This window comes from Actinomadura mexicana (genome assembly GCF_900188105.1).
Lineage (GTDB): Bacteria > Actinomycetota > Actinomycetes > Streptosporangiales > Streptosporangiaceae > Spirillospora > Spirillospora mexicana.
In genome coordinates, this window is the sequence record NZ_FZNP01000009.1 from 1 (window position 1) to 20,966 (window position 20,966).

Genomic DNA, 20,966 nt, shown 5'->3' on the forward strand with positions numbered 1-20,966 from the left:
AATTCCGGGCTTTTCCGATACGCCATTCCGGTTCCGCTTGCGCGGTTCCTTCCCGGCGGTGGTGCTATTTCATCAGATCCGGGCCGATTGTCAAATCGATCCTTTTCCGAACCCATCACGACGGCACGGGCGCGACGAAGCCGCGTCAGCTGGTCGAGGATGGTTCCCCCGGGCCGGCCGCCCTCAGGCGTCCCGCACTCCCGTGGGGCGAAGTGAACAGTATGCCCAAGACGGGGGGACGTCAAACCGGCTCGCACGCGTCATTGGCGCCGGCTCGCCCCTGCGGCCCGCCCGAAGCCGTCTCGACACCCGACCAACCTCGGACTTTGTCCTGGTTCACCCCTGCTTGAACCGCTCGAACATCGCATTCACCCGGCCGAGGTTTCTTTTCGGCAACGCCCACCGTTCGGCGCGCCTCAGGGCTTGGCGAGGAATCCGCCGACGAACAGCACACCTTCGGCGACGACCCAGACGAAGGCCGCGACGGTGAGGGTCACGTCCAGCCGACAGGGCCTGCGCCGCACACCGGGCATCGACCAGGCGGTCACGGCGACGGCAGCGGCGATGACGGCCACGGGCGCCGAGACCCGCACGGCGTCCTCGAACCCGGCCCCGCATTCCGGGTCGCGGCCCTCCTCCTCACCGCAGAAGGCGGCGTCGCCCCACCCGCCGAGGGCCGAGAAGACCCAGAGGACGGCCAGCGCGCAGTTCGCGATCGTCGGAATCGCCGGCGAGATCCACCAGCCGTTCGGGCGCCCGGACATGGCCTGCACGACCGGAACGTACCTCGCCTCGCGGGAGCCGGGAACCCCTCCATCGGGCGACCGCCGGTCCGGTCAGGTGATCTCTTTGGCCTCGTGCAGGTTCATGTCCATGACGATGGCCGTCATGACCGCCATGGTCCGCAGCGGTTCCCGCACGGGGTCGGTGATCTCCACCGCGTACCGGTCGGCCGTCGTGAGCAGGTGCGTGGCGAGGCCCGCCCACTTCTTGCGGACGTGCGCCACCTTCCCGCCGTCGGCGTCCTTCACCTCGAAGTTGTTGCGCGGCACGTCCACGTCGACCATGCCGATGAGCGTGCCGCCGTCGTCGTAGATGACGTAGCGGCGGCCGACCCTTTCGGTGACGAAGGAGCCGACGCGCTCCCCGTCCGGCCGGAGGATCTCGGTGTACTCCCGGCCGCTCTGCTTGTCCACCACGTACAGGGGGTCGCCGTCGGGCGTCGTCAGCAGGACGGCACGGGCGTCGAGGTTCGACTTGCCGGGGAACAGGCCGCGCATGACCGCGTTCTCGCCCTGGTCGTCGGTCGGCGCCGCGATGGCGACGACGGTCCCGCCGTCGTCCAGCACCTTGTACCGCGACTTGGCGAACGGTCCCCTGCGAGGCTGTTCGACCCTGAGCACCGGGGAGCTGAACACTTCGCTCACGTGTTCTCCTGCCTCGGCGGCCGCACCGGCGACCGCCTCACTGTTCACCTTGCCGGCGGCCGCGCCCTCGGCGGCACGCCTTCCAACGGGCGATCCTGCCAAGCGCCGGGCCCGCAGGGGAAGCGTTTTGCGCGCCCGCCTCCGCCCACCGGAACCGCCGCGGTGGCGCCCGGCTCACTGACCTGCACCGGCGCGAGCCGAGGTGGCCGTCCGAGAAACATTCTTCTTTCGGCCCGGCGGCCCCCGAACATCCCCGAGGACATCTACGCCGGCGTCCGTACCGGCCCGCATGGCGCGCCGCCTCGACCGGACCCGGCCCCGCGGACGGGGAAAGGGGCGGTCCCCGAAGGAACCGCCCCTTTCACATGCACTCGGAAGTGCGAACCGTGGACCTGCTCAGAAGTCCATGCCGCCGGCGTCGGGCATGCCGCCCGCCGGGGCCGGGTTCTTCTCGGGCTTCTCAGCGATCACGGCCTCGGTGGTCAGGAACAGCGCGGCGATCGACGAGGCGTTCTGCAGCGCGGACCGGGTCACCTTGGCCGGGTCGAGGATGCCCGACTCGAACATGTTGACGTACTCGCCGGTGGCGGCGTTCAGGCCCTCGCCCGGGGTCAGGTTGCGGACCCGCTCCACCACGACGCCGCCTTCGAGGCCGGCGTTGACGGCGATCTGCTTCAGCGGCTCCTCGAGAGCGCGCTTGACGATGTTCGCACCGGTGGCCTCGTCGCCCGGCAGCTCCAGCTTGTCGAACGCCTTGGTGCCGGCCTGCAGCAGCGCCACGCCACCGCCGGGGACGATGCCCTCCTCGACCGCGGCCTTGGCGTTGCGGACGGCGTCCTCGATGCGGTGCTTGCGCTCCTTGAGCTCGACCTCCGTCGCGGCGCCGGCCTTGATGACCGCGACACCGCCCGCGAGCTTGGCCAGGCGCTCCTGGAGCTTCTCGCGGTCGTAGTCGGAGTCGGTGTTGTCGATCTCGGTACGGATCTGGTTGACCCGGCCCGCGATCTCGTTGGCGTCACCGGCGCCGTCCACGATGGTGGTCTCGTCCTTGGTGATGACGACCTTGCGGGCGCGGCCCAGCATCTCGGTCGTGGTGTTCTCCAGCTTGAGACCCACGTCCTCGCTGATGACCTGGCCGCCGGTCAGCGTGGCGATGTCGCCCAGCATGGCCTTGCGGCGGTCGCCGAAGCCCGGCGCCTTCACGGCCACGGACTTGAAGATCCCGCGGATCTTGTTGACGACCAGGGTGGCCAGGGCCTCGCCCTCGACGTCCTCCGCGATGATCAGCAGCGGCTTGCCGGACTGCATGACGCCCTCAAGGACGGGCAGCAGGTCCTTGTTCGCCGACGCCTTGCCCTGAACGATCAGGATGTACGGGTCCTCGAGGACCGCTTCCATCCGCTCGGGGTCGGTCACGAAGTAGTGCGAGATGTAGCCCTTGTCGAAGCGCATCCCCTCGGTCAGTTCGAGCTCCAGACCGAAGGTCTGGCTCTCCTCGACCGTGATGACGCCTTCCTTGCCGACCTTGTCCATCGCCTCGGCGATCATCTCGCCGATCTGCGGGTCGCCCGCGGAGATGGACGCCGTGGAGGCGATCTGCTCCTTGGTCTCCACGTCCTTGGCGAGCTTGGACAGCTCCTCGCTCACCCGCTCGACGGCGGCCTCGATGCCGCGCTTCAGCGACATCGGGTTCGCGCCGGCCGCCACGTTGCGCAGACCCTCGCGCACCAGCGCCTGGGCCAGCACGGTCGCGGTGGTGGTGCCGTCACCCGCGACGTCGTCGGTCTTCTTGGCTACTTCCTTGACGAGCTCCGCGCCGATCTTCTCCCACGGGTCCTCGAGCTCGATCTCCTTGGCGATCGACACCCCGTCGTTGGTGATCGTGGGAGCGCCCCACTTCTTCTCCAGCACGACGTTGCGGCCCTTGGGACCAAGGGTCACCTTCACGGCGTCGGCGAGCTGGTTCATACCGCGCTCGAGGCCGCGGCGGGCCTCCTCGTCGAACGCGATCATCTTTGCAGCCATAGGCTCCAGTCCTCCCGGAACAAGGTGGCTTAGACGGATCGAGCCGACGCCCGCGACGGACGGCCCCGCCGACGACTTCCATTCCGCCGCCGGCCTGAGGCCTCATCGCCTCGACCCATGACTGTGTGAAGTTGTCACTCTCCACAGCAGAGTGCCAATGTTTGTTTAGCACTCTACCCCGTCGAGTGCAAGCGCCACACATCGCCGCCGCCGTCCCCTCCCCGACCCGCCCGGTCCCGCCCTGACCAGCGGAGGGACGTCCACGGGGCCGGCCCCGGACGGGCCGCTCGGCCGTCGCCCCTGACGCAGGTCGGCCGGAATTTCCGCCGGTGGCGTAGCGGGCCGGGCGACCGTCGGGCGGTGTTCACGAGCCTGTCGCCCGACCGGCTCCCGGCCGCCGAGCGGCGGGTGGTCGCACGCGGCCGGCCGGGGCGGTGGCTACCGAGATCTCACTTCCCGGTGAGGACCGGGTGTCCTGCGGCCCCCCATTTCGCGCGCCATTGCACTGGCGGCGGCCGGTGCCGTCGTTTTCGGGGAGCTTTATCCGTCGCGAGGTAATGGGCCGGTTCCGTCGATGTAGCGGCGTTTGCGGCGGCCCGATGCGCTGGGAGCATTACGGCCTGGTAGGCCGCTTTTGTGGAGTATGGCGGATGGTGAGGATGTTCTTTTCGTTCCCAGGCAAAGGGCCGCCGCAAACAGGTCCGGACATCGGGCGGCCGCTCCGGCTCGATGCGTGACCGGGCCGGAGCGGCCGTGGTGCTTCGAGGCTCTGCTAGGAGCCGCGGATCACCGCTTGTTCGACTCCTGCGCGGGGCCCGCGATCGCGTTGATCACGGTGTTGTGCTTCCCGCCGTGGAGCTTGGTGGAGATGGGGCCGGTCATCGTCGCGCTGTTGCCGGCGTAGACGTTCGAGCGGGGCGATCCGCTGAGGTTCGTGAAGATTGCGTCGCCCGGGCCCTTCTCGCTGTTGACGACGGGGCCGTTCTGGCCGACGATCGCCTTCTTGACCGCGTGGATCTGCACCGGCTTGGGGTGGTCCCCCGTGGTGGCCAGCCGCTGCCCGGCCTGCGGAGCGTTGGCGTCGGCCTGCTGCTCCGGCGCGTTCGGCTGGGCCTCCTGCTGCGGGGCGGCCTGCTGGGCCTCCTGCTGCGGGGCGGCCTGCTGGGCCTCCTGCTGAGGAGCGGCCTGCTGAGCACCCTGCTCCGGCGCGGCCTGCTGAGCGTCCTGCTGCGGGGCGGCCTGCTCCGCCTCCTGCTGAGGAGCGGCCTGCTGGGCCTCCTGCTGCGGGGCGGCCTGCTGGGCCTCCTGCTGAGGAGCGGCCTGCTGCTCAGCCTGCTGCGGGGCGGCCTGCTCGGCGCCCTGCTGCGGGGCGGCCTGCTGAGCGTCCTGCTGAGGAGCGGCCTGCTGGGCACCCTGCTCCGGCGCGGCCTGCAGGGACTCCTGCTGCGGAGCCGCCTGCTGCTCGGCGGCCTGGTGCTCGGCGGCCTTGGCGTGGGCGACCTTGGTGGCCTCCTGCTCGGAGCCCTCCACGCCGGTGACGGCCGTGTTGTGCTTCCCGCCGTGGAGTTTCGTCGTGATGTCACCGGTCGTCACCGGCTTGTTCCCGATCACCGGCGCGGCCTTGGGCGACTTGGTGATGTCGGTGTAGATCAGGTCGCCCGGACCCTTCTCACTGATGTACGAGGGGCCGTTGTGCCCCACGTACGCCTTCTCCACCGCGTAGAAGTTGATGTCAGCCATGGCCGAGGGAGCCGCGAGGACGGCCGCCCCCATCGTAATCCCGGTCACGGCCATCGTGCGCAAAATGCGCTTCATGCCTTTCCTCACTCTCGTATGCCGATCGGCGCCCCAGGGAGCGCCACTCCGGGATCAATCTTCCAGGGCGCGGCCAGCGAGAAACCCAAGTGACGGAGTGGCGCCGATCAAGATCGGAGCCGCGAAACGGGCGCTCGCTAAAGCTTCTTCCATGCGCGTTTGGCCGGACGGGACGACCAGTCGCCCAATTCAGCATGCACCGGGACAATCGCGTTCCGAAAAAGGGGGAATCGGCCAGAGGTGCAAGGAAAAGCCCCGGCACGGTGGACGTGCCGGGGCCTAGGGGACGAGACGGACGTCAGCCGCCCGCCACCGCGGGGATGATGGAGATCTGGGCGCCCTCCGGCGTCGGGGTGTCGAGACCCTCGGCGAAGCGGACGTCCTCGTCACCGACATAGACGTTGACAAAACGGCGGATCTTACCCGCGTCGTCCAGGATGCGGGCGGAGATGCCGGAGTAGCCGGCCTCGAGGTCGGCGACGACCGCGCGCAGGGTCGTGCCCTCGGCCTTCACCTCGGACTCGCCACCGGTGTAGGTCCGCAGGATCGTCGGGATACGGACGGACACGCTGCTCATGCTGCTCCTTCGTTCTCAGGCGAGGCCCGAGGCGCGGAACGCCTCCAGGGACGGGGCGATGTTCGCCGACGGCGCGACGACCGGGGCGACGGCGTCCAGGGTCTTCAGGCCGTCCCCGGAGTTGATGATCACGGTCTCGGCGCCCGGGTCGAGGGCGCCGGCCTCGACGAGCTTGCGGAGGGTCGCGACGGTCACGCCGCCGGCCGTCTCGCCGAAGATGCCCTCGGTGCGGGCCAGGAGCCGGATGCCCTCCACGACCTGCTCGTCGGTGACGTCCTCGACGGCACCGCCGGTGCGGCGGGCGACGTCCAGGACGTAGGGGCCGTCGGCGGGGTTGCCGATGGCGAGGGACTTGGCGATCGTGTCGGGCTTCACCGGGCGGACGACGTCGTGGCCCGCCTTGAACGCGGCGGCGACCGGGCCGCACCCGGCGGCCTGGGCGCCGAAGACGCGGTAGGGCCTGTCCTCGACCAGGCCCAGCTTGATCAGCTCTTGGAACGCCTTGTCGATCTTGGTGAGCTGGGAGCCGGACGCGACCGGCACGACGATCTGGTCCGGCAGCCGCCAGCCGAGCTGCTCGGCGATCTCGTAGCCGAGCGTCTTGGAGCCCTCGGCGTAGTAGGGGCGGACGTTGACGTTGACGAACGCCCAGTCGTCCTGCTCGCCGGCGATCTCGGACGCGAGCCGGTTGACGTCGTCGTAGTTGCCGTCGACCGTCACGAACGTCCCGCCGTACACGGCCGTCGTGATGATCTTCTGGGACTCCAGGTTCGACGGGACGAACACCGCGCTGCGGATCCCGGCGCGGGCCGCGGCGGCGGCGACGGCGTTGGCGAGGTTCCCGGTGGACGGGCATGCCAGCACCTTGAAACCCAGCTCGCGGGCGGCGGCGAGCGCCACGGCGACGACGCGGTCCTTGAACGAGTGGGTCGGGTTCCCGCTGTCGTCCTTCACCCACAGGCTCTGCAGGCCGAGGCTCTCCGCGAGGTTGTCGGCGCGGACGAGGCGGGTCAGGCCCGGCTCGGTGTTCGGGGTGTCGGCGACGTTGGGCGGGACGGGCAGCAGCCCGCGGTACCGCCAGATGTTGCGCGGCCCGGACTCGATGGCCTCCCGGGTGACGCCCCCGAAGTCGTAGGCGATCTCCAGGGGGCCGAAACATTCCTCACACGCGTAGAAGGGTCCGAGGTCGCGGGACGTGCCGCACTCGCGGCAGACGAGAGCGGTAGCCGGTCCGAGGTCTGTGGCAGGCGTGAGTGCCATGAGGGCGAGGCCTTTCTCCCCATCTTCCCTGCGCCACCTTGGTCGCAGGCCGGAGTTGGCACCATCTCCCGGCCGGCCTCGCAGGATCGCGACGCGCAACAGCCGGGTGGTTGCCGGGGCTTCGCAGGGCCGGTCCCTCCACCCCTCTGGATGAGCAGTATTAAGTTGTGCGGGGGCTGAGCTGGAAGACCGGCCCGTCGGCCACTGTGCTCCCTGCACCCCTCTGGATGAGCAGTATTAAGTTGTGCGGGGGCTGAGCTGGAAGACCGGCCCGTCGGCCACTGTGCTCCCTGCACCCCTCTGGATGAGCAGTATTAAGTTGTGCGGGGGCTGAGCTGGAAGACCGGCCCGTCGGCCACTGTGCTCCCTGCACCCCTCTGGATGAGCAGTATTAAGTTGTGCGGGGGCTGAGCTGGAAGACCGGCCCGTCGGCCACTGTGCTCCCTGCACCCCTCTGGATGAGCAGTATTAAGTTGTACGTTCCATGAGCTATGAGCTCGTATGCGTGACTTTACATGAACTGACCGGATGCCAGACAGGCGGGTCCAGCGATTGAGACGTTACCCCGCGGTGGTCTTGATCACGCGCTGGGTCGGGTCGAGGAACACGTGCCGGACGGTCGGGACGCGCTCCCGGAGCCGCCGGTCGATCTCGCCGGCGACGTCCTCGGCCTCGTCGGCGCTGATGTCGTCGGAGAAGTGCACCTTCGCGGCGACGAGGATCTGCTCGGGGCCGAAGTGCATGGTGAGCAGTTCGTCCACGCCGGTCACGCCGGGCGCGCCGCAGATCTCGGCGCGGATCTTGCGCTGCTCGGCGGGGTCGGCCGCCTGGCCGATGAGCAGGCCCATGCTCTCCCGGCCGATCGAGAAGGCGAGGACGACCAGGAGCACTCCGATGAGGGCGGACGCGAGCCCGTCCCAGAACTCCGAGCCGGTGATCTGGCGCATCGCGAGCCCGCCGGCGGCGAGGGCGAGCCCGATCATCGCCGCGGTGTCCTCGAACAGGGCGGTCTTGAACGTCACGTCGGGCGACTTGCGGACGTGTTCGACGAGGTCGCGGTCGTTCTCGCGCGTCTCCTTCTTGGCCTGGTAGAAGGCGCGGAGCCAGGACGCTCCCTCCAGCACCGCGCCGAGGCCGAGGACGGCGTAGGCGAGCCACACCGTCGTCCCGCCGCCGCCGTGGCCGGTCATGGTCAGGATGCCCTCGAAGATCGAGAACCCGGCGCCGGCCACGAAGATGCCGAACGCGGCGAGCAGCGACCACACGTACCGCTCGTTGCCGTAGCCGAAGGGGTGGCGCCGGTCGGGGGGCCGCTCGCTGCGCCGGAGCGAGGTGTAGAGAAAGCCCTGGTTGAGGGTGTCCGCCACCGAGTGCGCGCTCTCCGCGAGCATGGCGCTGGACCCGGCCAGCAGGCCGGCGAACAGCTTCGTGATCGCGAGGATGAGGTTCGCTGCACCGGCGACGAGCACGGTTTTCGTCGTCTCGGACTTGCTCATTGCCGCCGGATACCCCCTGGGCGGATAACTAATCGGGCGGAACGGGCAGAAGCGCGGGCGATGACGATCACCTCGCGGGTCACTTTGATGCGCCTCGGCCGCAACTGAGACCCTTCCCGTATGAGCCAAGTGCTGGTGGCCTCGAACCGGGGGCCGGTGTCGTTCTCGCTGTCGGACGACGGCGGGCTCACCCTGCGGCGCGGGGGCGGCGGACTCGTGTCGGGCCTCGCCGCCGTCACGGGCGCCCCGCGCGACCCCGGGCCGCCGCGTCCGGCCGGGACGGCGGCGGAGCCGTCCGCCGGCGGCGCGGACGTCCTCTGGGTGTGCGCGAGCCTCGGCGAGGCCGACCGCACGGCCGCGCGCCGTTCCCCCGACGGACGCCTCGACCTCGCCGGCTACGAGACCGGCGGGGCCGCGGTGCGGATGCTCGACATCCCGGCGGCCACGTTCGACCGCGCCTACAACCGCGTCGCCAACTCGACGCTCTGGTTCGTCCACCACCTGTTGTACGACACACCGCGCAACCCGCATTTCGACGCCCGCGCCCGGCGTGACTGGCAGTCCTACGAGGCGTACAACGCGGCCTTCGCGGACGCCCTCGCGCGGGACGCCGCCCGGGGCGCGAAGGCGGCGATCCAGGACTACCACCTGTCGCTGGCTCCCCGGATGCTGCGCGACCGGCGTCCCGACCTGAAGATCGTGCACTTCTCCCACACGCCCTGGGCGCCGCCGGAGTACTTCAGGCTGCTTCCGGACGACATCGGCACCCAGATCCTTCTCGGCATCCTCGGCGCAGACCACGCCGGCTTCCTCACAGAGCGGTGGGCGTCGGCCTTCCTGGACTGCTGCGAACTGCTGCCGGGCGCACGCGTCGACCGCGTGGCCCGCACCGTCTCCTGCTCGGGCCACACCACGCGCGTGGGCGTGCACGGTCTCGGCGTGGACGGGACGGCGCTGCGCCAACGCGCCGCCGAGCAGGACGTCGTCGATCGGGCCCGCGCGCTGCGCGAACAGGTGGGCGACCGCAAGCTCATCGTGCGGATCGACCGGACGGAGCTCTCGAAGAACATCGTGCGCGGCCTCGCCGCGTACCGGGAGCTGCTCGTCAACCATCCCGAGTGGCGCGGCCGCGTCGTGCACCTGGCGTTCGCCTACCCGTCCCGCCACGACCTGCCCGAGTACCGGGAGTACACCGCGGCCGTCCGGCGCATGGCCGAGCAGATCTCCGACGAGTTCGGCACGGCCGACTGGGATCCGCTGATCCTGCAGGTGAACGACGACTACCCGCGTTCCCTCGCCGCCTACGGCCTGGCCGACGTCCTGCTCGTCAACCCGATCCGGGACGGGATGAACCTGGTCGCCAAGGAGGGGCCCGTCCTGTCGCGGCACGGCTGCGCGCTCGTGCTGTCGCGAGAGGCGGGCGCGGCCGCGGAGCTGTGCGAGGACGCGCTGATGGTCAACCCCTACGACGTGTCGCAGACGGCCGAGGCCCTGCGCCAGGCCCTGCTCATGCCGAGCGCCCGGCGAGCCGAACGCTGCGCCCGCCTGGCCGGCGCCGCGACCGCCCTGCCCCCGCAACGCTGGTTCGCCGACCAACTCGCCGCACTGGACTAACCGACGCCCGGAACGGAGCGGAAGGCGGTGGGTAGTCGCCCTCTCCCAGGGGCGCCCCCACAACGACGCCGCTGGAGGGAGCGGCGTGTTGCTCTGCGGGCGTCAGGGCAACACGCCGCGGGTCCGGTCAGGGGGCGGTGCTGGCGGACTGCTCGGCGGCGAGGAGGCACTCGACGGGGTTCGGCTCGTGGTGCTGCCTCCAGCGTTCGCGCAGCGCGGCCTTGCTCTGCGCCATGCGGCGGTGGGCGGCGGTGCGGGTGAAGCGGGCGAGCTGGGCCGCGGACGGCTTCGGCAGGCCGCTCGGCTCGTAGCCGTACTCGGCGAGCCGCTCGCCGAACGCGGCCTCGGCCAGGCTGATCTCCCAGGCGTCGAGGCGCTCGGCCCACGAGCCGACGCGGTTGGTGGTGACGGCGTCGTACGTGCGTCCGTGCCATTTCTTGCGGGACGGGACGATCCGCTTCGCGAGGCCCTCCGGACGGGTCATCTCGTGGTCGAAGTCCTCGCCGAGGAAGCTGCAGAGCCGGGTCAGCTCGTCGGTGGGGTCGGCGACGAGCCGCTCGTACTGCAGCTCGTAGTAGGAGTCGGGGCCGAGGCGCTCGGCGAGCCGGCGGCCGCGGTCGATCGTCTCCCGCCAGGCGGAGACGGCGTGGTGGATGTCGGCGTCGAACCAGGGCATCTCCATCAGCGACGCGACGCAGTCCCGGCCGTCCCGGACAAGGTGGACGAACTGGGCGTCGGGGAACATCCGCAGCAGCGCGCCGACGTGCTGGGAGTAGCTCGGGCGCTTGTCGCCCCAGCGCGGCTTGCCGTGCAGGCGGGCATAGGCGCGGAAGACGATGCCGATCGCCGAGCCGAGCGTCGGCGGGCCGTCGGCTATCTCCTCGACGAGCCCGTCGGTGTCCATGCCGAGCGCCCGCACCTTGGTGGACCGCTCCCCGACGATCCACTCCGCGAGCATCCGCCTGTTCTTGCCGTCCCGAAGGTCACCGTAGTCGCACCTCGCCATGTAGGCGGGCAGGACGAACCTGGTCTCCGCCGGTATCGCGATGCGGGCGTGCGAGTGGATCATCAGTCGCAGCAGCGTCGTGCCCGAGCGGGGACAGCCGAAGATGAAGATCGGGCGATCGCGGCGGAGGGCCGGTCCTGGTGGCATGCACCGCATGCTGGCGCAGAGGCCCAGCTCAGAACCCGGGTTCTGGACCCACTGTTACCGTCCGATGACCCACCCTTGACCGGCGGTCAGGTGTAGGACTCGCCGAGCGTCTGCCTCACCTGCTTGCGCGCCTCGTGGATGCGGGACTTGACCGTGCCGAGCGGCAGCTTGAGCTGCTCGGCGATCTCCGCGTACTCCAGTTGCGAGACGTCCCGCAGCACGAGGGCCTGGATGAGGTCGGGCTTGCGGGCCTCCAGGTCCTCCATGGCGTCCAGGATGTCGACCCGGGAGCCGGCGATGACACTCGTCCGGCGCGGGTCGGGGCGCTGCTGGGGAAGCTCGCCCGCCTGCTCCACCGAGCGCCGCTTCAGCGACCGGTAGGTGGAACGGGCGGAGTTGGCGACGACGACGTGCAGCCAGGTGCTGAACCGCGACCGGCCCTCGAACCGGTGGATGTTCCGCGCGACCTGGAGCAACGCGTCCTGGCACGCCTCTTCGGCGTCCTGCCGGCAGGGCAGGAAGCGGGAGCTGTGCCGCAGCACGTCCGGCTCGATCTTGCGGAGGAGCTCGTTGAGGGCGCCCTGGTCGCCCTGCGCGGCCTTGACCGCCAGCTCCTCGGTCCTCTCGTCGAATGCCATGCCGCCTCAATGCTCGTTCGCGCGCTCACCCCGTTGTTGGGATGATACGGGAGTGTCTTTCCCACCATCAGTAGGCCGTTACCGGATCGATCGCGTCCTGGGTTCGGGGGCGTTCGCCTCTGTGTGGCTGGGGCACGACGACGCCCTCGAGTCCCAGGTCGCCATAAAGGTCCTGAACGGCAGCCTGATCGACGATCTGGACGTGCGCAACAGGTTCCTCGAGGAAGCCCGGATCCTGCGGCGCGCCGACTCCGAGCGTCTCGTCCGCGTCCACGACATCGGCGAGCTCCCGGACGGGCGCCCCTACTTCGTGATGTCGTACGCCGACCGCGGAACGCTCGGCGATCGAATGCGTGAACGGCCACTTCCGGTCAGCGAGGCGGTGGCGCTCGCCGAGCAGATCGCCCACGGCGTCGAGGTGATCAACACGCTGGGCGTCATCCACCGCGACCTCAAACCGTCCAACGTGCTCTTCCAGTCGACGCCGGACGGCGGCGAGAAACTGCTCATCGCCGACCTCGGCCTCGCCAAGGCGCTCGCGCACGCGTCCGGCGCGTTCACCCTCCCGGTCGGTACGCCCGGGTACATGTCGCCCGAGCAGGCGCGGTTCGGCGGCGGGCTGGACATCCGCGCGGACGTGTACGGGCTCGGCGCGCTGACATACCACATGCTCGCCGGACGGGCCCCGGGCCCGGCGCCGGTCAAGAAGGCGCCGAGCGAGCTGCGCGAGGGCCTGCCCCCCGCGTTCGACCAGGTGGTCCTTCGGGCGCTGGAGGTCGAACGGGAGAAGCGGTGGCCGACCGCCGAGGCGTTCGCGGAGGCGCTGTCCACGCTGCGGCCGACGTCCGCGCAGGTCGCGCCGCCCCAGCCGCCCGAGCCGAAGATCGACGCGGACGCGACCGTCCAGGACTTCTACCGCGAGAGCCCCCAGGCCCAGCAGCAGCCCCGTCCCGTGCAGCAGCCCGGCCCCGCTCAGGGCGCCGCGCCGGCGGGCCAGGGCGCCCAGCCCGGCATGCGCACGCGGTTCGACCGACCCGGCGAGGACGACCTCCACACGTCCGAGATCCGCGTCCCGCCCAGTTCGTCGTCCGACGAGGTGACGGTCGTGGACCGGCCCAGCGGACGCTCCGCCCCGTTCACCCAGGCGGAGGGCCCCACAGCCCCGGACAACGACAACGACCGGACGATCGCCTACCAGCCTCCGCCGCAGGCCCAGCCGCAGGCGCTGGACGACAAGACGACCGTGTTCCCGAACCAGCAGCCGCAGGCCGGCGCTCCGCAAGGCGTCCCGATGCAGCAGATGGGCCCCGGCGGCCGGCAGCCCTACGGCCCCCCGCCCACCGGTTTCCAGCCTCCTCCCCCGGGGCCGGTCCAGGGCGGCGGGCAGGGCGGGCCGCGGGGCGGCGGCGCGCCGAAGAAGTTCGTCACACCGCTGATCATCACGGCGGTCGTGCTGGTGGTCGCGGTGATCGGCGGGCTCGCGCTCGGCATGATGTTCTCCGGCGACGACGGCAAGGACGGCGGCAAGGACGGCAAGGACAGGACGCCGGCCGTCCCGAAGGACTTCGTCGCGGTCGCCGGCGGCGCGGGCAAGATCAAGGCCGCGGTCCCGAAGGCGTGGCCGAAGCAGGACCAGGAGCAGACGTGGACGCCGTCCACCGTCGGCCTCACCGACGGGCAGCCGCGGCCGGTGCTGCGCGCGACGCCGGACAAGGCCGCGTTCCTCGGCAACGGCAAGGGTCCCGGCGTGTTCGTCGGCGTGACCACCGACCTGCGCCCCGGACGGCTTCCGCCGCCGAGCGCCGCCGTCCACTCGCAGTGCACGAAGGCCGCGCCGGAGAACTACACCACTCCGGACGGCGCCCTCACCGGGACGATCACCCGCTTCACCGCCTGCAAGACCGGCACGCCGTCGGTCACCGAGGTGGGTCTCAAGGACAAGGCCGGCAGGTTCGGCCTGTGGATCCGGGTCAAGGAGACCGACGGCCGCGACGCCACCAAGGACATCCTGGACAACCTGAAGGTCACCGGCCCCTGATCCAGGGCCCCGACCGGTAACACCGAGACCCGCGTACCGAGGCGCGGAGCGGCCACCGCTCCGCGCCTCGTTCCGTTCGCGCGGGCGCGCTCCAGAGTGATTCGCAGCACAGTTGTTGCATCGCGACATGTTAGCGATATATCGTTGAGGCATCGCAACCGATCAATGACAAGGAGACTGCGATGCACGAGCACAAGATGAGAAGGCGCGGCGGCTTCACGGGACCCGAGGAGCGGGGGCGCCGCGGCGACCCGTTCGGCCCGTGGGGGCCCGGCGGACCCGGCTTCGGCCCGGGTTTCGGTCCCGGCCATCGCGGCCGCGGTGGACGCGGGCGGCGGACCCGGCGCGGCAACGTCCGGGCGGCGCTGCTCGCTCTGCTGGCCGAGCGGGCGATGCACGGCTACGAGATGATCCAGGAGCTGGACGGCCGCACCGGCGGCGTCTGGCGGCCGAGCCCCGGCTCGGTCTACCCGACCCTCCAGATGCTGGAGGACGAGGGCCTGGTCAGCAGCGAGGAGCAGGGCGGCAAGCGGCTGTTCGCCCTCACCGACACCGGCCGCGAGGAGGCGTCGGCGCAGACCACCGTCCCCTGGGACGAGGTCACCGAGGCCGCAGGCGAGAACGTCCTGCGCGGACGCGAGGCCGTCGGCCAGCTGATGGGGGCCCTGCAGCAGGTGATGGCCGTGGGCAGCGAGGCGCAGAAGGCGCGGGCGCTGGACGTGGTCAACGACGCCCGCCGCCGCCTCTACGGGATCCTCGCCGATGACCCCGAAGCCGAGTGAACTTCAGGGAGCACCGACCGGAACCGCCGTGACCGCGCAGGTCACGGCGGTTCTCCGTTACTTCGGGAAGGGCGCCTGCTTGGCGAGTTGGTCGGCCATGTAGAGCTGCTTCCACACGTACAGGGCCATGTCCGAGCGCCTGACGCCGCGGTCGACCGGGACGTCCACCGTCGCGCGGACCAGGTACGACGCGCCCGGCGGCAGGTACTTGTCGCCGCCCTCCCCCGCGACCAGCGCGCCGCCCGCGAGGCGCCGCACGACCTGGCTGCCGGTCGGCGGCGTGCACAGGGCCTCGGAGACGCCGGCCTGCGGCATGCAGCGCCCCCGCGCCTCCGGCGTCACCAGGTCGCGCCTGACGAACACGTCGCCGGGGAAGTCGAGCAGGACGTTCGCGCCGCTCGGATTGCTGAGGATGTACTCGATGTAGGGGAACGCCGTCCCGGACGGCGGCGTGGACTGGAAGGTCGTCACCACGCCGTCGCTGATCCCCGACGTCACGGCGGCGATCCTGTACCTGGAGCCGTCGGCGGTGCCGACCGTGATGGGCGAGCCCGCGGGAGGCAGCTTGGCACCGCCGCCCGGCGCCCGCTCGCCCGCGGCGGGGGCCGCCTCCGTCCCTCCCTCGTCGCCGGAGCCGGGCGTCAGCACGAGCCCGATCGTGACCAGCCCGGCCAGGACGAGCACGCCCGCCGCGACCAGGCCGCTGCGGCGCCCCTTGCGCCGCCGCTCCCGGCGCTCGCGCTCACGCTCCCGCGACCCGAGCCGCACCTGGACGCCGCTGGTCTCACGGACGCCCATCGGTCCCGTCGCCGACGACCACTCCTCGGGTTCGGAGTAGGCGTCCTGCGCCTCGGGCACGGCGGCCCACTCGGACCCGCCGAGCGGAGGCCGGGGGTGCGAGCGCGGCGGCGTCCCCCAGACGCGCGGCGGCGCCTGTGCTGCCTGCGCGACCGGCGCGGTGTGGACGATCGGCCGCGTCGGGGCGTCCGGCGGGATGGGAGGGCCCGGCGGCACCGGAGCACCGGGCGGTACCGGACGGCCCGGTGGCAGGACCGGCGTGCCCTCCCTCGGCGTGATCCTCGGGATGCCCTGGGAGGGCGTGTGCCTGATCTCGCCTGGACGGCGCGGAAGTCCCGGCTCCGTGTCCACCGTCTAGCCTCCCGATGTCCCTCGTGCGGCTCCCCCGTGAACCCGCACTCCACACAATTCACCACATTTTGACCTAATTGACCCCCCTTTCCACACCGGCCCCCGGAGTCTCGCGAGATACGACAAGTCGAGCCGCGACTCTTATCACCTGGCGAACAACTCCCCGCGCTCCGCGCGCCCCAGAGGGCACCGGGTCGCGGGAGGAGTCAGGAGAGGGAGTCGGCCAGCGAGCCGAGGAGGGCGACCACACCGGCGGGCCCGTCGACCACCAGGTCCGCCCGTCCGGCGAGCGCGGTGACCTCGGTCGAGCCGCTGCACACCAGCACGCCGGGCACGCCCTCGGCGCGCAGCGCGTCGACGGCGTCGAACGCGGCCAGGTCGCCGAGGTCGTCCCCGGCGAACAGCACGGCGGAGGGACGGGTCCCGCGGTCGTCGATGAACGAGCGCAGCGACTTCCCCTTGTCCATGCCTGGCGGGCGCAGTTCGAGGACGAACCGCCCGGGCTCCACGGACAGCCCGGTCCGCTCGGCGAGCGCGGCGAGGATGCCGCGCAACCGGTCCAGCGCGACCTGCGGTTCGGCGCACCGCCGGGTGTGGACGGCGAGCGCCTGCCCCTTGTCCTCGACGAACGTCTCGGGCGGGGCGCCCGCGGCGGCGAGGACGCCGGGCAGCTTCGCGCGGGCCTCGGCGACGCCCGGCGGCGGCTCCGGCACGGTCAGCGTGCCGGACTCCCAGCGTTCGAGTCCGTACTGCCCGAGGACGACGAGCCCGTCGATGCCCTCGAATCCGCCGTACTCGACGGCCACGGCGGCGGGACGTCCGGTCACGATCAGCAGCGAGCCGACCAGCGGGGCCAGCCGCGCCAGCGCCGGCGCGGCGTCCGGATGGGCCCGCGCCGAGGCCGGGTCGGCGACGATCGGCGCCAGGGTGCCGTCGAAGTCGAAGCCGAGCACGGCCCGGGTCGGGTCGTCGCGGATGGCGTCAAGTCCTTCGGCGCCTGCGGCCGTCAAAGAGCGGGGAGAGTTCACGTGACCAATGGTGGCCAGGTCAGGGCCGGATGCCGAGCCGCCGCGCGGCACGGCTGCGTTGCCGCTGTGTCCGCATCCGGCGCAGGCGCTTGACGAGCATCGGGTCGCACTCCAGCGCCTCGGGCCGGTCGATCAGGATGTTCAGGAGTTGGTAGTACCGCGTGGCCGACATGTCGAACATCTCGCGGATCGCCTGCTCCTTGGCGCCGGCGTACTTCCACCACTGCCGCTCGAAGGCGAGGATCCGGCGGTCGCGCTCGGAGAGCCCGCCGGCACCGAACGCGGCGTCGTCCGCCCCGTCCTGCGCGTCGGCGGCGGGCTCGGCCGGGGGTGGCGGGGGCTGGTCGTCGTCCATGGTTCGGTCCTGCGGGGGGACGTCACCGCGGGGGTCACCGGGGGCGTTCGCCGCTCGCATCAGGTCCCCTCTGTGGCTACTGATCCCGGGTCGTCCGGGTTCGGGCGGGAGCCATGCTACGCGTCCGGGCCGACAAGTTCCGGCGGATCCCGGTGAACGGATGCCGGTGGTTCAGTGCATCACAACCCCGTTCACCTGGGGCTCTTTCGCTCCGTGTGTCTCACGGGCAACGGCGCTCACGCCGCGTCGCAACATATGTATTTTGCATACGTTAGAGTGGGTGATCCGCAGCGTCCGGCGTCCGGAACGGAGACCTTGCATGGCGACGGAGACCTCCGCCACGGGACGGACCGCCGAGCGGGACGCGCCCCGGGGCGGGAGCCCTCCCGGACCCCCCGCCGACGGCGCCCTCACCGAGATCGCGACCGCGCTGTTCCATCTGCGCCGCGTGTGGGCCAAGCCCGACCTCGTCAAGCGCGTCCGCGCCCAGACGTCCGCCGCCACGGACGGGCGCCCGCTGCAACTGTCGAACCTGATGGTGGTGAACGCGGTCGCCGCCCTCACCGCCTGCGAACGCCCGGACGCATGCTCCTGCGAGGTCACGGTCGGCGCGGTCGCGGAACGGCTGGAGATCGACCCGTCCACGGCGAGCCGCCTCGTCGGGCACGCCATCGACGCCGGCCTGGTGTCCCGGCGTCCCTCCCCCGTCGACGCGCGCCGCGCCAACCTCGGCCTGACCGAGCCCGGGCGGCGCGTCAAGCAGGTCGCCGACCGGTTCCGCCGCGCCTACCTCGACGACCTGATGACCGACTGGTCGGAGCGGGAGCGCACCGAGTTCGCGCGGCTGCTCACCCGCTTCGCCGACGCCGCCGTCCGGGCACCGATGTACCCGGACGGCATCGACCGCATCTTCGAAGAGGCCGCCGCCGACTGACCGGGGCGATCGCCCTCCCGGGGAGCGCGCGCTCCCCCAGTGTCAGTCGCTGTTGCGGAGGGCGGCCATGCGCGCGTGGTACTCGTCCTCGTCGATGTCGCCCCGGGCGTACCGCTCGGCGAGCACCGAACGCGCCTTGGTCATCGGGTCGGCCGCCGCCCTGGCCGCCGCGGCGCCGTCGTTCATGCGGCGGCGGATGAGGTAGAAGGCGGTGCCGAGCACGGCCAGCCAGAACAGGCCGAACGTGATCGGGAAGACCGGCCAGAACGCGGGTGCGTCCCCGTCGTGCCAGCCGCCCGGGTGCATCGCGGCCGCCTGCGTCGCCAACGTCGTCCACATGGTTCATCGACCTTCCTGTGTTCGGATGAGTCGATGCTCGGCGAGAGGTATGGGGGGCCGCATCGTCCGGCCGGAGGCACTCGCGCTACGCCCGCCGGAGTACCGCGCTCACCACCAGGGCGGCCGGTACTCCTCGTCGTCGCCGGGCCCCGGCCGCCGCGAGTGCCGTCCGCGCGGCTCGCCGTCGGCCGGATCCGGCGGCGGGACGGGCCCTTCCGGCGGTTCGGTGCCGCCCAGGCCGGACGGCGGGACGTCGGGGAACGCGTCGGCCGGCCCCTCGTCCGCGTGGGGTACGGGCGGGTGCGGCGGCTCGTCCGGCGGTTCCGGGGGTACCCCGGCGAGCGGAGCCGTCGTGCCGGGCTCGGGCAGGTCCGGAGCTTCCAGGGCGCCGCGGCGGAAGGCGTTCCACTCGTCGTCGTCGAGGACGGACGGCTCGTCCCGCGCCGCCCCGTTGAGGCCGGCGCCGTTGTGCCCGTTCCCGTTGAGGGCGTCGTGCCCGTTGAGGGCGTCGTGCCCGTTGAGGGCGTCGGTTCCGTTGAGGGCGTCGTGCCCGTTGCGCGCCCCGGGCCCGCCCGCGTTGAACTCGCCGGGAACGAACGGGCGCAGCTCGCTCGGCATGATCGGGGGCTGCTTCGGCTCGTTGGGGGGCGGCAGCCGCCCGTCCCAGCCGGACGGCGGCGCGGGCTCGGCGAAACCGGGGGCCGGCGGCGTGAACGCGGCGGGGCCGGGCTGCGGCACGTCCCAGAGCGGGGCGGCCTGCGGCATGGCGCCCGGCAGCGGAGGCTCCTCGATGACGGCGGGTCCCGGGTGGACCTCGTTGTTCTGGAAGAGCGGCGCGTTGACCGGCGCGACCACGGGCGCCGCGTACGTCTCGGCGGGGGCCGCGGGCACGTCGGCCGCGGATTCGCGCGGCGCGGCCGGGGCGGACGGCAGGCCGTAGTCGGCGACGGCGTCGGTGTCCCCGGCGTCCTCCTCGGGCCGCCGCCGCTGGCGCCATCCGAGCACGAGCCCGAGGACCACCAGCAGCCCTCCGCCGCCGAGGACGATCGGGAACAGCACGCCGGAGTCGCGGCCGGGCGCCTGCGCGGCCGGCTGCGGCGTCGCGGCCGGCGGCGGCGTCTCCACCGGCCCGCTGGAGGTCTTGTTGATCTCGTTGGCGGCGACGAGGGTGCGGACGGCGTCGACCGTCCCGTGGCATTCGGGCGACCCGGTGGGGTGCGCGGCGCGGGCCGGCGACCCCTGCAGGAGAGCCCGCCTGACCTCCTCGGGGGTCAGCCTCGGGTAGCGGGAGCGGACGAGCGCGGCGACCCCGGCCACCATCGCGGACGAGGCGCTGGTGCCCGTCCCGACCACGTAGCCGTTGCTGGCGTCCGCGCTGACGACCTCGACGCCGGGCGCGCACACGGCGGCGCCCGAGCGCCGGTTGCTGTCCTTCCAGAGGCGCAGGCGGCGGTCGAGCGCGCCGACGGCGATCACGCCCGGGTAGGCGGCGGGGAAGTTCCTGCGGTTCGCTCCGGAGCCGTCGTTGCCGGCGGAGGCGATGAGCACGACGCCCTTGGAGAGCGCGTACCGGATCGCCTTCTCCTGCGAGGGCGTGCCGTTGTAGGACTGGCGGCCGCCCCCCAGCGACATGTTGATGATCCCGGCGCCGTGGTCGACGGCGTACCGGATGCCCTGGGCCACCGCGTCGCGGTCGCCGCCGGCGCCGGACTGCTGCCCGTTGTCGCGGCGCAGCGGGTCGTCGTTCTCCAGCGTGACGCGGATGGAAAGGACGTTGCTGAGCGGCGCGACGCCCATCATGCCCTGCGACAGCCCGGGCCCGTGGCCGTGGCCCGCGATGATGCTGGCCATGGACGTCCCGTGCAGGCCCCAGTAGCGGCTGCCCGGACGGCGGACGCCGCCGGTCAGGTCGGGGCCGGTGACGACCCGCCCGGTGAGGTCGGGGTGCCGCCGGTCGACGCCGGTGTCGAGGACGGCGACCGTGACGCCGCGTCCCCTGGAGTACCGCCACGCCTTCTGGGCGCGCAGGACGTCGAGGTGCCACTCGCGGGAACGGATCTGGTCGGTCGGGGCGTGCAGCAGCGGCCCGGCCACGGCGCCGGCCGACGCCCCGCGAACGGTCTGGCCGTTCGCCGGAGTTCCGGAGACGATCGCCGCGGGCACCGCCACGGCGGCGCCGAGCGTGAGGGCGGCGAGGGCCGCGGTCGTCCGGGCGCCTGGCCGGAGCGACGGCACGGCCGGTCGGGCTTGCGCCGGACGGCGCCGACCGGCTTCGGACACGCCGCCCCTCCCTCTGGCTGACCACCGTGCTCCACGGCGGGTGACATTCTGCCACG

General features: G+C 71.9%; 18 protein-coding genes and 1 riboswitch. Of the genes, 4 read left to right on the forward strand and 14 right to left on the reverse strand.

Features of this window, described 5'->3' with window-relative positions; translation table 11 throughout:
- Positions 1-416: 416 nt before the first annotated feature.
- From CHC11_RS22915 to CHC11_RS22945, 7 genes are all read right to left on the reverse strand, one after another.
- Positions 417-773, reverse strand: coding sequence for a hypothetical protein (locus tag CHC11_RS22915; protein WP_089313861.1), 357 nt, complete (start codon positions 771-773; stop codon positions 417-419).
- Between the two features lie 63 nt (positions 774-836).
- Positions 837-1,427 carry a phospholipid scramblase-related protein gene (locus tag CHC11_RS22920; protein WP_089314185.1) on the reverse strand — a complete coding sequence of 197 codons (591 nt, stop codon included), beginning with the start codon at positions 1,425-1,427 and terminating at the stop codon, positions 837-839.
- Between the two features lie 396 nt (positions 1,428-1,823).
- Positions 1,824-3,452, reverse strand: coding sequence for a chaperonin GroEL (gene groL, locus CHC11_RS22925; RefSeq protein WP_089313862.1), 1,629 nt, complete (start codon positions 3,450-3,452; stop codon positions 1,824-1,826).
- 786 nt (positions 3,453-4,238) lie between these two features.
- Positions 4,239-5,267 (reverse strand): hypothetical protein, encoded by a 1,029-nt coding sequence (locus tag CHC11_RS22930; protein WP_143227203.1) that lies wholly within the window; start codon positions 5,265-5,267, stop codon positions 4,239-4,241.
- 298 nt (positions 5,268-5,565) lie between these two features.
- A complete protein-coding gene (locus tag CHC11_RS22935; RefSeq protein WP_089313864.1) occupies positions 5,566-5,844 on the reverse strand; it encodes a MoaD/ThiS family protein in 279 nt (92 codons plus the stop codon).
- A gap of 15 nt (positions 5,845-5,859) precedes the next feature.
- Complete coding sequence (thrC, locus tag CHC11_RS22940; protein WP_089313865.1) at positions 5,860-7,104, reverse strand: threonine synthase; 1,245 nt, start codon at positions 7,102-7,104, stop codon at positions 5,860-5,862.
- Between the two features lie 16 nt (positions 7,105-7,120).
- Positions 7,121-7,261: riboswitch (SAM riboswitch) on the reverse strand.
- Positions 7,262-7,664: 403 nt separating this feature from the next.
- Positions 7,665-8,600: a cation diffusion facilitator family transporter gene (locus CHC11_RS22945; protein ID WP_089313866.1), complete on the reverse strand. Its 936-nt coding sequence runs from the start codon at positions 8,598-8,600 to the stop codon at positions 7,665-7,667.
- A gap of 120 nt (positions 8,601-8,720) precedes the next feature.
- Here CHC11_RS22945 and CHC11_RS22950 point away from each other — a divergent pair, with 120 nt between their 5' ends.
- Entirely contained in the window at positions 8,721-10,214 is a 1,494-nt protein-coding gene (locus CHC11_RS22950; RefSeq protein WP_089313867.1) for an alpha,alpha-trehalose-phosphate synthase (UDP-forming), read from the forward strand.
- A gap of 127 nt (positions 10,215-10,341) precedes the next feature.
- Here the strand turns inward: CHC11_RS22950 and CHC11_RS22955 are convergent, their stop codons facing one another.
- Positions 10,342-11,367, reverse strand: coding sequence for a sulfotransferase family protein (locus CHC11_RS22955; RefSeq protein ID WP_245919630.1), 1,026 nt, complete (start codon positions 11,365-11,367; stop codon positions 10,342-10,344).
- Positions 11,368-11,453: 86 nt separating this feature from the next.
- Positions 11,454-12,005, reverse strand: coding sequence for an RNA polymerase sigma factor (locus CHC11_RS22960; protein WP_089313869.1), 552 nt, complete (start codon positions 12,003-12,005; stop codon positions 11,454-11,456).
- A gap of 52 nt (positions 12,006-12,057) precedes the next feature.
- Here CHC11_RS22960 and CHC11_RS22965 point away from each other — a divergent pair, with 52 nt between their 5' ends.
- Together CHC11_RS22965 and CHC11_RS22970 are read left to right on the forward strand one after the other, a co-directional pair.
- Positions 12,058-14,043, forward strand: coding sequence for a serine/threonine-protein kinase (locus CHC11_RS22965; RefSeq protein WP_089313870.1), 1,986 nt, complete (start codon positions 12,058-12,060; stop codon positions 14,041-14,043).
- A gap of 182 nt (positions 14,044-14,225) precedes the next feature.
- The gene (locus CHC11_RS22970) at positions 14,226-14,825 is read left to right on the forward strand and encodes a PadR family transcriptional regulator (RefSeq protein ID WP_089313871.1); all 600 of its coding nucleotides are present in this window, start codon (positions 14,226-14,228) and stop codon (positions 14,823-14,825) included.
- Positions 14,826-14,882: 57 nt separating this feature from the next.
- Here CHC11_RS22970 and CHC11_RS22975 read toward each other — a convergent pair whose 3' ends face one another.
- The 3 genes from CHC11_RS22975 to napA all read right to left on the reverse strand — a co-directional run bounded on the left by CHC11_RS22975 (position 14,883) and on the right by napA (position 17,357).
- On the reverse strand, positions 14,883-15,974 hold the full coding sequence (locus CHC11_RS22975; RefSeq protein WP_143227204.1) for a hypothetical protein: 1,092 nt from the start codon (positions 15,972-15,974) through the stop codon (positions 14,883-14,885).
- 206 nt (positions 15,975-16,180) lie between these two features.
- Positions 16,181-17,002 (reverse strand): trehalose-phosphatase, encoded by an 822-nt coding sequence (gene otsB / locus CHC11_RS22980; RefSeq protein ID WP_218826211.1) that lies wholly within the window; start codon positions 17,000-17,002, stop codon positions 16,181-16,183.
- Positions 17,003-17,021: 19 nt separating this feature from the next.
- The gene (gene napA, locus CHC11_RS22985; RefSeq protein WP_089313874.1) at positions 17,022-17,357 is read right to left on the reverse strand and encodes a nucleoid-associated protein NapA; all 336 of its coding nucleotides are present in this window, start codon (positions 17,355-17,357) and stop codon (positions 17,022-17,024) included.
- Between the two features lie 319 nt (positions 17,358-17,676).
- On the opposite strand from napA, the gene CHC11_RS22990 reads away from it, so the two are divergent.
- Positions 17,677-18,291 (forward strand): MarR family winged helix-turn-helix transcriptional regulator, encoded by a 615-nt coding sequence (locus CHC11_RS22990; RefSeq protein ID WP_089313875.1) that lies wholly within the window; start codon positions 17,677-17,679, stop codon positions 18,289-18,291.
- Between the two features lie 42 nt (positions 18,292-18,333).
- Here CHC11_RS22990 and CHC11_RS22995 read toward each other — a convergent pair whose 3' ends face one another.
- Positions 18,334-18,630, reverse strand: a complete 297-nt coding sequence (locus tag CHC11_RS22995; protein ID WP_089313876.1) for an SHOCT domain-containing protein — start codon at positions 18,628-18,630, stop codon at positions 18,334-18,336.
- Positions 18,631-18,738: 108 nt separating this feature from the next.
- Positions 18,739-20,910 (reverse strand): S8 family peptidase, encoded by a 2,172-nt coding sequence (locus tag CHC11_RS23000; RefSeq protein WP_089313877.1) that lies wholly within the window; start codon positions 20,908-20,910, stop codon positions 18,739-18,741.
- Positions 20,911-20,966: the final 56 nt, after the last annotated feature.